We start from the raw sequence: 13944 nt of genomic DNA, 5'->3' as shown, positions 1-13944 counted from the left end.
AAATCGGCTTAATTACGATAAATATTGCTTTTCTATTCAAACAGCTTAATTGTAAATTTAATTTAATCGAATAATGGAGGAGATAGCATGTCCCAAAAGTCAGAACTACTATTCAAAATAACCCCCAAGTCCGGTTTAACTGATGCTGAGGTAGAACAAAAGCGTGTTGAGTTTGGCATTAATGAGCTGCTGGAACAGCGGCCGGTACCGTTATATAGAAAAATATGGCATCACCTCAAGGACATTTCGTCGTTAGTACTATTGCTGGCAGTAGTCTTAGCAACATATATGGCTATTTTTCAAAACGGTGGCTGGACCAAGACAATTGTAATTAGCCTGATTTTAATAATTAATGTTGTAATCGGCTTATATCAAGAGGCTTCAGCTGAAAAATCTCTAGCTGCTTTAAAAGCAATGAGTTTGCCAACAGCTAAGGGTCGACGCAATGGTCGAGATATTACCTTAGCAGCTTCCGAATTGGTGCCTGGTGATTTAATCTATCTAAATACTGGTGATCAGGTTCCGGCAGATGCGGTAATAATAGAAGAAACTAACTTAACTGTCGATGAAGCGATTTTAACTGGAGAAAGTTTAGCAGTTTCCAAAACAAACTTTAATGCAGAAACTAATTTAACTGACGATGAGCGTATTTTTTCTGGAACTGCTGTTGTAGGTGGTAGTGCGCTAGCTCAAGTTACTGCAATCGGGATGGCAACCGAGCTTGGTAAAATTGCGAATCTTTTGAATAAAACTCAGAAAAGACAAACTCCTTTGCAGGGCAAATTGGATAGTTTATCTAAATGGATGACTCTTTTTGCTGCATTAGGCGGAGTGGTAATTTTTGCTTTAAGTATGGGAATGCAAAATAAGGCTTTAGCGGATAGCCTGATGATCGGACTATCTTTAGCAGTTGCAGCCGTCCCTGAAACTTTGCCAATTATTGTGACAATCAGTCTGTCACGTGGTGTCAAAAGAATGGCTGACCGTAACGCTATTATTAGACACATTGGCGCCGTTGAAACGATTGGTAATGTTGACGTGATTGCTACTGATAAAACAGGCACCTTAACTCAAAATAAAATGACCATCACTAAGTATTGGACTCCAGAAACTGATATCAAAAAAGCGGCTGATTTACCGGAGGCTGGTCAAAATTTATTAAAGATGTTAGGTTTAGCTAATAACGCTAAAATTATGGAAAAGGACGGGTCAAAAGAAGTCGTTGGGGATGCCACTGAAATTGCGATTGTTAACTGGTTAAAAACGCAGGGGAGTTCGCGCCAGCAGCTAGAAGAAAAAGCTCCCCGAATTGCAGAAGATCCTTTCGATTCCGCTAAAAAAATGATGACAACTGTTCATCGTTTACCTAATGGTCACTTGTTGGTGATTGCAAAAGGTGCCTTAGATCGACTGCCTTTGAAGCAAAGTAAGGTAATTGAAGCTGGTCAAAAGGCTCATGATGACCTGGCTGCTGCAGCTTTACGAGTACTTGCCGTTGGCTATAAAGTATTGCCAGAAGATGCAGATCCAACTGCTTGGAAAGAAATTAATTCAGACTTAAAACTTGCGGGTCTGATTGGCTTAATTGATCCTCCGCGACCAGAGGTAGCTGCAGCAATTGCCAACGCTAGACAAGCTGGTATTAAAACGGTAATGATTACTGGGGATCACCTGGTTACTGCCAAAGCTATAGCAGAAGAAATTGGCATTTTGGACTCAGGTCAAACGGCAATAACTGGTACTGAATTGAGTAAAATGTCAGACACTGAGCTGAAACAAAGGATTCAAAATATCAGTGTTTATGCCCGGGTATCGCCGAGTGACAAAATTAGAATAGTTCAAATGTGGCAAGAGCTTAATAAAACTGTTGCTATGACAGGTGATGGTGTTAATGATGCACCAGCGTTAAAAGCCGCTGATGTTGGTATTGCGATGGGAGTCACAGGTACTGAGGTAGCAAAAGAAGCGGCAGACATGATTTTGACTGATGATAATTTTGCTACAATTATTAAAGCTGTAGCAGAAGGTAGAACAGTTTACCAAAACATTATTAAGGCTGTAGAATTCTTAATAGGTGTCAATTTTGCCCAAATTTTCCTAATGGTTATTAGCACAATTTTTGGCTGGGGCGCGCCGTTATTAGCAGAACAATTGTTAATTATTAATGTTCTTGCTGACGGAATACCAGGATTCTTTATCAGTAAAGAGCCTAGCGAACCAAATATTATGGCTCAAGATCCAATAGGTAATGACGAAAGTCTTCTTGGGCGGGGGTTAATGCAAAGAATGATTATCCGCGCAATTACTTTCACAATTTTAACTCTGGGCGTTTACGCTTACGGTAGATTTGTTATTTCAGCTAACAATCCGCAAGTAGGGATGACTTTAGTCTTCTTAGTTTTAGCTCTTGGCTCAATGATTGATATTTATGCGATTAAAGATTCGCAACCAATATCTTGGCAAACTTTTAAAACGAATAGAATGCTTAATTGGGGCTTATTATTAAGTATGATACTAGTTATATCACTAACTGTTTTACCGCATCTGAGACAATTCTTGCATCTAACTTTATTGCCTATTCAAGGCTGGCTTGTTGTTCTGTTTGGAAGTTTAATACCGATTTTTATCCTAGAACTAAATAAGCGGCTGACTGGTAATTTGCAGTTAAATTTTGAAAATAGTTAAATAATATTTTTGTAATACATATTAAAAAAACAGAGACTAACTACTATAGGTAATCTCTGTTTTTTATTTTAGCTTTATATTTTTAATTTCCGCAAATAATTATTACAGTTTGTTTTTTGAGGTTTAAAAACTGGAACAGAACTATTTAAATCCAGCTTTATGCTTTGTAGTCTTTTTTCTTTTAAAACCGTTACCAAAGCTGAAAATTTTGCTAATGATCAACCGCTAGCAGTAAATCAGGTAAAAAATACTATGATTATTATACCTATTGTTATTGGTTGCTAAATAGATTTAAGCTAAGGTCTTTTGTTTCTTAGTTTCCAAAACTTTAAAGTCATGCTGAATAGGCTGTGTGATTTTAGTGGTTGTATCAGAATCCAGAACAAATTTTGTCATTGTTGGACAATCTTCAGGTTGAATATATAAACTTCTATTGGAAACATCATATCCTGCCCAGTAACCAGAATAATCACATTTATCCTCACCTTCGTGAAGATGCTCTAATCCTCGTGGAATCATGACTGATTTAAAGACGTTATATAATTGCGGAATTCCTTGATCAGAATGAAATGGTGCTAGGAATTTAGAAATAAATGTTCCCCGAACAAAACGCGATGGTGCGGTATAATCTCCAGGCAATCCTAATAAACCTGACCCACTTTCTATTTGTTTAATGTCTAGTTGATCGGTAATCTGGTGATGACCTAAATTATGATTAGTTAATTGCAGGTAATTACGCAGATTGTCAAGATGCCAAGGATATTCCGGACTATTGGTCATTACGCCTATACCGTCGTAAATTTTGAATGCGCCATTATTAACCGGTTCTAAAATTACACTCTTACCACTGGCGTCACTAAAAGTATAATGCATTGGAATTGGTGTAGGGATGCCGGTGTCTGCATCCTCCCAATCAGGATAGTTGGTCTTTTCTTGACCCAAATGCTTAAATGCTTCTTTAATTTCAGCAATACTGCCAAAATTACTTAAGACGTAAGCAACAACTTCTTCACCAATTATCGGTTTTAATCCGCGCTTTTTAAGATTGGCTACTGAATCCCAAGAAGCTTCTTCTAAGAATTGAGCATCTCCGACAATGCCAGCGCTATTTATACCATCGTTAAAGAAAAGTGAGTCATTAACATTAATCCCCATAAAAGGATATTTGGTAGTCCAGCTTTGATGCAGTCCATTCAATTCATAATTAGCAGGAAAAGTAGTCATTTTACTATCTGCACTGGGTTTAAACGGGTCAAACGTAAAATCCATTGTGCGTCCCCAAAAAACGTCACCACTATCTGATTTAATCGCAATAGTCGTACACATAATCATACCTCCTATAATCTTTCCTTTTTAAGCGTAATTTAATTTTATCATGTATTTAATATGTTGCTTAAAAAAATACCTTTATTTATGAATAATCTTATAGTTAATGAAGTAAAAATTTATGTGAATTATTCTCGGTTTGACTGCCAGTTAAATAATGCAAAGACTGTAAAAAGCTGGTAATTTACATTATTACTGCTGCATAGTTTGGAAAATGTGAAATTAAGAAGATTTTGTTATTTAAAAGAAGAAAGTTTTAGCAAATGATAATTTATTGCAAAAATCTCTCCCTGCTGGTTAAGCTAACTAATATACGCCTTAATGTAGAAAAAGAACGGAGTTTTTATTAAAAATTTCGTTCTACTTTCTGATATGAAGAAGAATGATATGACAACTGGCAAAAATTTAGCTATAGCAAACCAGCAACCTATTTTGCATAATTTTACGTATCTTATTGCAGTTGAAGTATCCACAGGGAACTTGATTTATTTGCATAAAATGTCCCAATACACTTTTCATAATTGAATTTTGGTAGTTAGTGGGGGAATTATTCTGTTCCTAATATTAACTCAGATAGTAGTCTGAGTTCTGAGCAATAATAATGGCAAAATAAAAAGGTGAAGCAAAATGCTTCACCTCTTTATGATCACAGATTTGACTTTACAAACTGTCTTGAATATTCTCAGCCAGATAATCATATAACATTCCAGCCTTTAAATCTTTGGTATTAATGCCAAGCGCCTCAGCAATTGCATAAGCAAACGCCCAAGCAGTTGCGGGGCCGCGACTGGTAATGATCTTATGCTGATCATCTGTAACAGTTATGTTTTCTTTAAAGTGTCCGCTGGGAGCATCCTTTTTTGTTTGTTTGTCAAAGCCAGGGTAACAGGTGTAATCGGCATCGGTTATAACGCCATAACGGGCCAGAGCAATAGGAGCGGCACACATTGCAGCATCCCATTTGCCTTCTTCGTTCCGCTTAACCATTAAATCTGCGAGCTTTTCATTATCACGCAAATTTTCTGCGCCAGTCGCGCCACCAGGGAACGCCACTATATCATAGTCAAGTAAACTTTCATCAACTGTTTTGTCACAGGTAAGTTTGATTTTATGAGCACCATTAACAGCAGTGCTATTTAATCCGACCATATCAGCTTGAACGCCAAGACGGCGCAACACATCTATGATACTTAGTCCTTCAACTTCTTCACAGCCATCGGCAAAAACTACAGCTACTTTTTTCATTTGCTTTACCTCACAATCCTTTTCTTTTATTATAAACTAGCTTAATTCTAGGTAAAATAATAAATCGCTTAATTTATTTAAATGTAAAGTTGGGTGCGGGCTAATCGGCATTTTTACTTTCTTAGGCGCTAGCCAGAGTGACTGTATTTTAGCATTTTCTGCAGCCTGAATTTCATCTGCTAAGTCTGTTCCAATTACTAGACTAGTTGCGAACGCCAAGTTTTGTTTCTGCAATATGCTGGTCAAAACTTTTTTATGTGGCAATTTTTCCGTAAAGTCATCTTTAAAATAAGCACGCGGAAAATAATCAACCAGTTCTGTGTTCTTCATGCGCTGCAATGCTATTTTTTTGTTCTCTTTTGCCAGCAGAATTAGTTTAACCTTACCGTTAACTTTATCTAAAAATGGCAAAACTTCTTTATTCAAGCGATTTTGCTTTTGTAACTCTTTGATAAAAATCTGCCCTGCATCTTGCCAATTTTCATGAAAAAATGTTTGTAAAATTAACTGTATGCGGTCTTCAAAGCCAAGCAACTTATTGTTTTCTCGTACAGAATTATATTTTAAACGTTCACTGGGACCAAAATCTCTGCCAGTTGACTTTAAAGTTTGCTTTAATGCATTTTGTTCAGCAATCTTTTCATCTAATAAACTGCCCTCAAGAATAAAAATTAATGTTTGAAATTTTGCCAATTTTAATTTCCTTTCTCCCAATACCTATCTGCATTATAGCGATCTACTATAGCGATTTAAAGTAGCTCATTAAAATCAAACTTACAGGGTTTAATGATACTTTTGCGAACAAACCGTTATTTAAAACATCAGCTGAGGATTAATCTATATCATTTATGTGTTCTAAATAAAAAACCGCCAAACCTGTTTTTTACTTCAAACATCACTAAAAAAACATAATTTTATAATAGTTAGTCATTGCTTTTTTATACAAATATGATACTATTTAGATAAACATCTAATTAGAACTTTATCTAAATAGAAAGGAAGAGGAACTAATGTGAGTTTTGAAACTAGTTTTAAAGCATTGTCCGATCCAGTGCGTCGCAAAATATTGCAGCTTTTAAAAAATGGACCAATGTCGGCAGGAGACATTGCTAATCATTTTAATATGACAAAAGCTACTATTTCCTACCATCTTAATATGCTGAAAAAGGCTGATTTAATTGAAGAAGAACATGAAAAAAACTTTATTTATTATTCGCTAAACACTTCTATTATAGAAGAAATTATGAGTTGGCTGGTTGATCTGAAAGGAGATCATGATGAAAAAGAATAGTATTCGTCAAACTGAACTAATCTCGCTTCTGCTAATTTTATTTCCAGTTTTGACCGGAATATTTTTATATAATCGTTTGCCGCAAAAAATGGCTACACACTTTGGGATGACTAATATGCCAAATGCTTTTAGCAATAAATTATGGGTCATTATTGGTCTGCCTTTTTTGGGAATTATCCTTCAAGTAATGGTATTTTTGATCTTACGCAATCAAAAAGAAACCAAAAATCTTGATTTTAAGATAGTTAATATTACACTTTGGCTTGTTCCTGTTATTACTAATATCGTAAATCTGTCACTTTATGCCTATGCACTGGGTCATAAAGTAAAAGGTTCCTTTATACTTAGTGCTTTTTTGGGCCTGTTCTTTATTATTTTTGGTAATTATTTACCTAAAGTTAGTCCCAATCGTTCCGTTGGCATTAGACTACCATGGACTTTGCGTAACTCGACTAATTGGCACAGAACGCAACATTTTGCTGGATGGCTCTTTTTCATCAGTGGCATTGTTTTGCTTTTGACCTCTTATTGGGAAATGTATTGGATTGTTATCGCTGTCGTAATTATAGATATTTTGTTAATAACTTGTTATTCTTATTCGCTTAGTAAAAACGGTTATTAAAACGCGTAGCATAATTTAAATATGAAAAAGCTCCACAATGAGAGACTGAAATCTATATTGTGGGGTTTTATGTTTCTTAATCATTTTAAAATAGGTGTAAAGGTAGTAAAACTAAAGCTGGTAATAAAGTTCTAAGTAAGAAGCACTGTTGTTTTTTGTATGTGTCACCACTTTCTGGAATGGCAAATAAGATAGGTTAACTGTTTTAGATAAATACGATAAAAGCTTTATCACAAAAACTTTTTGCGCTGCAACATAGTCATGGGTATGTATACTAGTCATTTTGGTATGGATATTTTACATACACTTCTTTTTTGCTGCATCCATGTTTCTATTGCGGCTCTAGCTTTTATTTAAGCAGGGTATTTCATTTATAAGGCATATATGTTATAGTTTAAAGCACGTTATAATAGAAAGGGGAATGCAAATTGGCAACAGAAGTTTATTTTGTACGCCACGGTGAAACAATGTTTAACCAACTAAACAAAGTTCAAGGATGGTGTGATTCTCCTTTGACTGTCAAGGGCATTAATGACTTGAAGATAACTGCACAGGCGTTAAGCCAGGTGCATTTTGACGATATGTATTCTTCCGATTTAAAGCGTGCCATAGATACTGTACACCTAATGAAAGCTGCTAATCAGGTATCAGAAATAGGTAAAATTAAAAAGTTACCGGAATTCCGAGAAGTATTTTTTGGCTCCTTTGAAGGTGATGACATTGAAGAAACCTGGAAGCAGATTGCCTTGGCAGCAGGTATTGGTCCTGAAACAGATGTAACGAAGATTATCAATCAAGTTGGAATATATGAATTTCGGGAAGCTACTAAAAAAGCTGATCCTCGTCATTTGGCTGAAAATAAAAAAGAGCTTGATGAACGAATGGTACGGGCAATTAGCGTGTTACATGAGTTAGCAGTAGGTGACAAAAGAATTTTGTTAGTTTCACACGGAGATTTTATTAAAACATTGGCTATTAAATACTGGAACCAGAGCGATGGTTTACATGACATCATTTTTCCTAATAATGGCAGTGTTACCCGTGGTATACTCCATGAGAATGGTGATTTTGAGATTGTAGATTATAACGTTGATGCTGAAAATATGTGAAGTCCTGCTTAATAGTAGGACTTTTTTTGTTATTAAGATTTGAAGGGAAAAAAGATGAAGGATCATACAACAAAACGGTATGCTTACGTGACAGTACTAAATATTATTATTACAGTCGCTGAATTTATTGGTGGCTTTGTTTCAGGTTCATTGTCGCTGTTATCAGATGCGGTCCACAATCTGAGTGATGTAGGTGCTATTGTCATTTCATTTATTGCACATGTTATTAGCAATAGAAGCAGGAATAAGAAGAAGACCTTCGGTTATGATAGAGCAGAAACACTAGCAGCTTTTACTAACGGTATAATTTTAATTTTAATCAGTATTGCTTTATTTATTGAAGCAATTGAACGGTTTTGGCAACCGACCGAAATTAGTGGCGGAATTATGCTTGTTGTTTCTATTATTGGACTTCTTGCTAATGTTGTTTCAATGCTGGTAATGAGACAAAGTGGTCAAAAGAATTTAAATGTCCGCTCTACTTTCGTCCATATGTTAAGCGATGCTTTGTCTAGTGTAGCAGTTGTTATTGGCGCCATTTTTATTTACTATTGGCACATCAGCTGGATTGATCCGTTAATGACTTTATTAGTATCTATTTTTGTCTTTCATGAAGCTTGTGAAATAACCGGTAAAGCTGCCAATGTTTTAATGGAATCTAATCCAGATATTGATTTAGACGAAGTAAATCGGATTGTCTTGTCTTTTCCTGAAATAAATAATATTCATCATGTTCATGTGTGGCGTTATAGCGACCGTTATGTCATGCTTGACGCACATGTCAATGTTAATCCCGATTTAACAGCTGGAAAATTCGAGCAATTAACGCAACAAATTAGTTCTAAGTTAAAAGATTTGGGAATTAACCATATCAACTTCCAAGCAGAGTGTAACCGTGGAAAAAATGATAAAATGATTGTAACTGATCGTAGTCGTGAGTAGCTAGGAGAAAAAATAATTTTGAGAGTTAGTATTTTTACTGCAGTGATCGTGTTGATAGTTGGACTTTATGACATTGCTTATGCTTACAACCGTCGATATCGCAATCATAACCATGGTGCTACACCCTTTATGGTGTTGGGCATAATTTTTACAATTAGCGGATTGGTCTTAATAGTAATGCACTGGGTGAAGTGAAATGGTAAAGTTGGTGCTTTTGAGACATGGAGAAAGTCTTGCCAATAAGGCAAATGTCTATACTGGCTGGAATGATGTTGCTTTGACTGCAAAAGGCCGAGCCCAAGCTGAAGCAGCCGGTAATTTAATAAATCTGATACCACAATATGACCCTACGCATATTCATACTTCGGTTTTAATGAGAGCGATTGTCACCGCAAATATCGTGGCGGACACCTGTCATTTTTTATATTTACCGCTTACCAAGACCTGGCGTCTAAATGAAAGACATTATGGCAATTTACGGGGAATTAATAAAGAAGAATCGAAAAAAATTTTTGGTAAGGAGCAGGTATTAGAGTGGCGACGTGGTTTTTATGCAATTCCACCTGCAGGCAAAAAAGTTAGCTCCAGACGATATGCCAATTGTGACTATCGCCTTTTACCACGTGCTGAAAGTCTTTATCAAACCCAACTCAGAGTGTGGCCCTATTATCAGGATCATGTTGCTAATAGACTAAAAATGGGAGAAGATCAATTAATTGTGGCACATGGTTCAAGCTTGCGTGCATTAATCAAAAAACTAGAAAATATCAATGATCAAGATATTATAAAATTAGAAGTACCCAATGCGGAGCCTATCATCTATACCTTCAATCCGCAATTGGAAATAATTGATAAAAAGATTTTACATTGACTTTGGTTCTTAGTAAGGAATTTTTCAGATGTATGTTAAAATTTATTACGATATCATTTGAATTATCATTCTTAGTTTGGAGTAGAGGAATGCGTAAAATATTTTTATTACGAGGCGCACCAGGCTCCGGTAAATCTTCTTTTATTTCTCGTCATCACTTACAGCCATATGCGATTAGTCGTGATCAAATTAGATTGTTATTGGCGAATTTAACCTATTATTATGAAGAAGATACCGATTGCTTACATCAAGTAATTCCGCGCTATGCGAATGAACGCACGGAGCAAGTGGTGGATTACCTTGTAGAAGAAAAGATGAAACGTGGCGAAACGGTCATAGTAGATAGTACGCATATTTTTCCTGAGAATATTGAGCATTATCAGCCGTGGATTGAACGTTATCGTTACGAATTATTTGTTGTTGATCTAATGTACCATAAGAGTTTGCGTAATTTGCTTAATCGCAATGAGATTCGCAGGCAATACGATTGGGTTAAGCCGGGTGTCATTAGAGAAATGTATTTATCATATCAGGAAAATTTAACACTGCCGGAATGGGCACACGTTATTACACCTAATCAATTAGGTAAGGCACTTTCGCAAAAGGAAAGTAATTTAGATCATTTTGCACATGTAGTAGCAGTGCCAGACAAGGTTGCGGAAGAAGATTTTCCCCATGTGCATATTTCTAACTTTTATTTTTCTTTTAACGATCTTTTTACTGAAAAATATGGTACTTACAGAAATGTTGTGACAATTGGTAAAACTCAAGATGAAGTTGTTAATCAATTTCGGTTACCGTTTTTTGTATTTAAATTTCATCACAAGCACTTTTTAATTTCGGCATATCCTATTAGAAATGAAATGCTTGATCCAATTAAAAAAGTAAAAAGTGTTTGGTCCTATTCGACGGGGCTAGTCAATCCCGCTGACTTTTTGGAGGTATTTCCCCAAAGTCAGCCGCAACATGTACACCAATTCAATCTAAGCAAATTACAACCTGACAGGTTATTGCATATTTGGTAACAACTATGAAAAGAGTTTCGGAAAACCGAAACTCTTTTTAAATATTGGGAATTTCTTTTCAAACATTGCTGGTGAATTATAATGAAGTATAATTGAATTGTCAGCATTTTGATAGCGCTTTTAGAAGGAAATGAATACAAATGAAGATTGAAGAACTTAAGCAAGAATTTAGTAATATCTATCATCAGACACCTACTGGCTGTTATTTTTCTCCCGGAAGAATTAACTTGATTGGCGAACATACTGATTATAATGGTGGGCACGTTTTTCCATGTGCCATTTCTTTAGGAATTTATGGTGCTGCTAGTCCTCGTGATGATGAAAGATTTTGTTTTTATTCAGCAAACTTTGCCGATATGGGAGTAATTGAAACAGACCTCCATGAATTGAAGTTTGTTAAAGAAGATTCTTGGGCTAATTATGCTAAAGGCATGTTACACTTTATGCTTGCTAATGGCGCCAAAATTGAGCATGGTTTAAATATCTATATTAACGGTAACATCCCTGATGGTGCGGGACTATCTTCCTCTGCTGCCTTGGAAATGTTAATTGGTGTCATATTGCAAGATCAATACCAGTTGTCTTTTGCCAAATTAGACATTGTGAAAATGGGTGTTAAAACCGAAAATGAATTTATCGGTGTTAACTCTGGCATCATGGATCAATATACGGTGGCTATGAGTAAAAAGGATCATGCCATTTTGCTTGATACTGATAAAATAAAATCCGAATTAGTACCTTTAGACCTGAAAAATAATGTGATTGTCATTATGAACACTAACAAAAAACGTACTCTGGCAGACTCAAAGTACAATGAACGCAGGACTGAATGCGAAAAGGGTCTGCGATTTTTGCAGGAAAAACTAGACATTAAATCATTGGGAGAGTTGGATGATTTAGTGTTTGATGAAAACAGTTATCTTTTGCCAAACGAAAAATTGCTTAAGCGTTGCCGTCACGCCGTCTGGGAAAATGAGCGTACTTTAAACGCTGAAAAGGCACTACAAAAGGGTGACTTAACTGAATTTGGTCACTTAATGAATGCTTCGCACGTTTCTTTGGAATATGATTACGAAGTAACCGGTAAAGAGTTAGATACGTTAGTGCATACCGCATGGAAACAACCTGGTGTTCTAGGAGCACGTATGACTGGAGCCGGTTTCGGTGGTTGCGCCATCGCACTAGTTGCTAAGAATCAGGTAGAAGACTTTCAGAAACAAGTCGCAAACGTATATAAAGAAAAAATAGGCTATCTACCTTCATTTTATATTGCAGAAACTGCTGACGGTACGAAAGTTTTACGATAAACGGGATTTGAGATGGGTAAAAAGAATTTAGTTGAAGAATTTATCACACAAATAATTGCTAATAGCGATTTTACTGAACTTGATCGTATTTATTTGCGTAACAGAATTTTGGCGCTCGTAGGCGATGAAGCGCTGAAAGTTGAAACTACGAGTGACAATTTGCTTGATCTGAAAGACGAGTTAATTGGTGCTGCTCAGAATAATGGGTTAATTGCAAACAGCAATTCTGCTTACGATATCTTGGGCGCACAATTATTGAATTTTATTGTACCTAGACCAAGTATAGTGAATCAAAAGTTCTGGGAAAGTTACGAGCATTCGCCACAAAAAGCGATCGCTGATTTTTACCAAATGAGTAAAGCAAGTGACTACATTAAGACTAGAGCCATTGCCAGAAACATATATTTTACTGCGGATAGTAAATACGGTGATCTTGAAATCACAATAAATCTGTCTAAGCCAGAAAAAGACCCTAAAGACATTGCTGCTGCCAGATATAAAAAGGCTGTTTCATACCCTCAATGTCAGTTGTGCATGGAAAACGAGGGATATCTCGGACATAGCAATTATCCTGCTCGGACAAATCACCGTATTATCCGCTTTAAACTCGGAAATGAAACTTGGGGCTTTCAATATTCTCCTTATGCCTATTTTAACGAGCACTGCATTTTCTTGGCGCCTGTTCATGAAAAAATGAAGATAAGTGAACAGACTTTTGTAAACTTACTGGAGATTGTCAGCAAGTTTCCTGGTTACTTTGCCGGTAGCAATGCTGATCTGCCAATTGTCGGAGGCTCGATTTTAGCGCATGAGCATTACCAAGGGGGAAGACACAGTTTCCCAATGGAAAAGGCGCCAATCAATAAAAAACTAAGTTTTGCTGGTTTTAGTGATATAGAAGCTGGCATAGTCAAATGGCCTATGTCTGTGATTCGGTTACGTGGTCAAAACCCAAAAAGCATAGTCGAATTAGCAAACAAGATCTTGCGTAAATGGCAAAATTATAGTGATGAAAAAGTAGATATTCGGGCGTTTACAGAGCACATTCCCCATCATACAATCACGCCAATTGCGCGTTTACATAGTCAGACTTATGAGCTTGATCTGGTTTTACGTGATAATCAAACTTCTGCCAAATATCCTGATGGCATTTTTCACCCGCATCCCGCTGTTCAACATATCAAAAAGGAAAATATCGGTTTGATTGAAGTAATGGGTCTGGCAATCTTTCCACCACGATTAAAACCCGAATTACTTGAGGTCAAAAAGTATTTACTCGACCAACCTAATGATATTGCCCCAATGCATCTTGACTGGGCCCGTCATATTAAGACAAAATATCAAATTAATAGCGCAAACGTTAAGCAAATTTTGCAACGAGAACTAGGACTAGTCTTTGCTCAAGTCTTAGAAGATGCCGGTGTTTTCAAACAAACAACAGAGGGTGAAGCAGCCTTTATGCGTTTTGTTAATGAAGTAGGGCTAAATTAAATTTTTATACAGGCTGTATTAATCTTAAAA

The 13944-nt window shown here is 36.2% G+C and carries 13 protein-coding genes; 10 read left to right on the top strand and 3 right to left on the bottom strand.

Annotation, left to right across the window (positions count from 1 at the left end):
• Nucleotides 1-87 precede the first annotated feature (87 nt).
• Nucleotides 88-2685: a cation-translocating P-type ATPase gene (locus LACWKB8_RS06565; RefSeq protein WP_038523638.1), complete on the top strand. Its 2598-nt coding sequence runs from the start codon at nucleotides 88-90 to the stop codon at nucleotides 2683-2685.
• A 291-nt stretch (nucleotides 2686-2976) separates the two neighbouring features.
• Here LACWKB8_RS06565 and LACWKB8_RS06560 read toward each other — a convergent pair whose 3' ends face one another.
• From LACWKB8_RS06560 to LACWKB8_RS06550, 3 genes are all read right to left on the bottom strand, one after another.
• On the bottom strand, nucleotides 2977-4011 hold the full coding sequence (locus tag LACWKB8_RS06560; RefSeq protein WP_052059670.1) for a linear amide C-N hydrolase: 1035 nt from the start codon (nucleotides 4009-4011) through the stop codon (nucleotides 2977-2979).
• A 660-nt stretch (nucleotides 4012-4671) separates the two neighbouring features.
• Nucleotides 4672-5256 carry a DJ-1 family glyoxalase III gene (locus tag LACWKB8_RS06555; RefSeq protein ID WP_038523635.1) on the bottom strand — a complete coding sequence of 195 codons (585 nt, stop codon included), beginning with the start codon at nucleotides 5254-5256 and terminating at the stop codon, nucleotides 4672-4674.
• Between the two features lie 36 nt (nucleotides 5257-5292).
• Entirely contained in the window at nucleotides 5293-5949 is a 657-nt protein-coding gene (locus LACWKB8_RS06550; protein ID WP_038523632.1) for an HAD family hydrolase, read from the bottom strand.
• 319 nt (nucleotides 5950-6268) lie between these two features.
• Here LACWKB8_RS06550 and LACWKB8_RS06545 point away from each other — a divergent pair, with 319 nt between their 5' ends.
• The 9 genes from LACWKB8_RS06545 (at nucleotide 6269) to galT (ending at nucleotide 13914) form a co-directional block, all read left to right on the top strand.
• Entirely contained in the window at nucleotides 6269-6547 is a 279-nt protein-coding gene (locus tag LACWKB8_RS06545; protein ID WP_038523630.1) for an autorepressor SdpR family transcription factor, read from the top strand.
• Entirely contained in the window at nucleotides 6534-7169 is a 636-nt protein-coding gene (locus LACWKB8_RS06540; RefSeq protein ID WP_038523627.1) for an SdpI family protein, read from the top strand. Before LACWKB8_RS06545 ends, LACWKB8_RS06540 begins: the two co-directional genes overlap by 14 nt.
• 428 nt (nucleotides 7170-7597) lie before the next feature.
• Nucleotides 7598-8278, top strand: a complete 681-nt coding sequence (locus LACWKB8_RS06535; RefSeq protein WP_038523624.1) for a histidine phosphatase family protein — start codon at nucleotides 7598-7600, stop codon at nucleotides 8276-8278.
• A 54-nt stretch (nucleotides 8279-8332) separates the two neighbouring features.
• Nucleotides 8333-9220 (top strand): cation diffusion facilitator family transporter, encoded by an 888-nt coding sequence (locus LACWKB8_RS06530; protein ID WP_038523621.1) that lies wholly within the window; start codon nucleotides 8333-8335, stop codon nucleotides 9218-9220.
• Between the two features lie 18 nt (nucleotides 9221-9238).
• Nucleotides 9239-9415 (top strand): hypothetical protein, encoded by a 177-nt coding sequence (locus tag LACWKB8_RS09280; protein ID WP_222711717.1) that lies wholly within the window; start codon nucleotides 9239-9241, stop codon nucleotides 9413-9415.
• A 1-nt stretch (nucleotide 9416) separates the two neighbouring features.
• On the top strand, nucleotides 9417-10091 hold the full coding sequence (locus LACWKB8_RS06525; protein WP_038523618.1) for a 2,3-diphosphoglycerate-dependent phosphoglycerate mutase: 675 nt from the start codon (nucleotides 9417-9419) through the stop codon (nucleotides 10089-10091).
• A gap of 89 nt (nucleotides 10092-10180) precedes the next feature.
• Complete coding sequence (locus LACWKB8_RS06520; RefSeq protein ID WP_038523616.1) at nucleotides 10181-11116, top strand: AAA family ATPase; 936 nt, start codon at nucleotides 10181-10183, stop codon at nucleotides 11114-11116.
• 140 nt (nucleotides 11117-11256) lie between these two features.
• Nucleotides 11257-12423: a galactokinase gene (locus tag LACWKB8_RS06515; protein WP_038523613.1), complete on the top strand. Its 1167-nt coding sequence runs from the start codon at nucleotides 11257-11259 to the stop codon at nucleotides 12421-12423.
• 12 nt (nucleotides 12424-12435) lie between these two features.
• A complete protein-coding gene (gene galT, locus LACWKB8_RS06510) occupies nucleotides 12436-13914 on the top strand; it encodes a UDP-glucose--hexose-1-phosphate uridylyltransferase (protein WP_038523610.1) in 1479 nt (492 codons plus the stop codon).
• The last annotated feature ends 30 nt before the right edge of the window (nucleotides 13915-13944 follow it).

The organism is Lactobacillus sp. wkB8 (assembly GCF_000761135.1).
GTDB lineage: Bacteria > Bacillota > Bacilli > Lactobacillales > Lactobacillaceae > Lactobacillus > Lactobacillus helsingborgensis.
The sequence above is the reverse complement of the archived record's forward strand: the minus strand, read 5'-3'. Positions and strand labels throughout refer to the sequence as shown.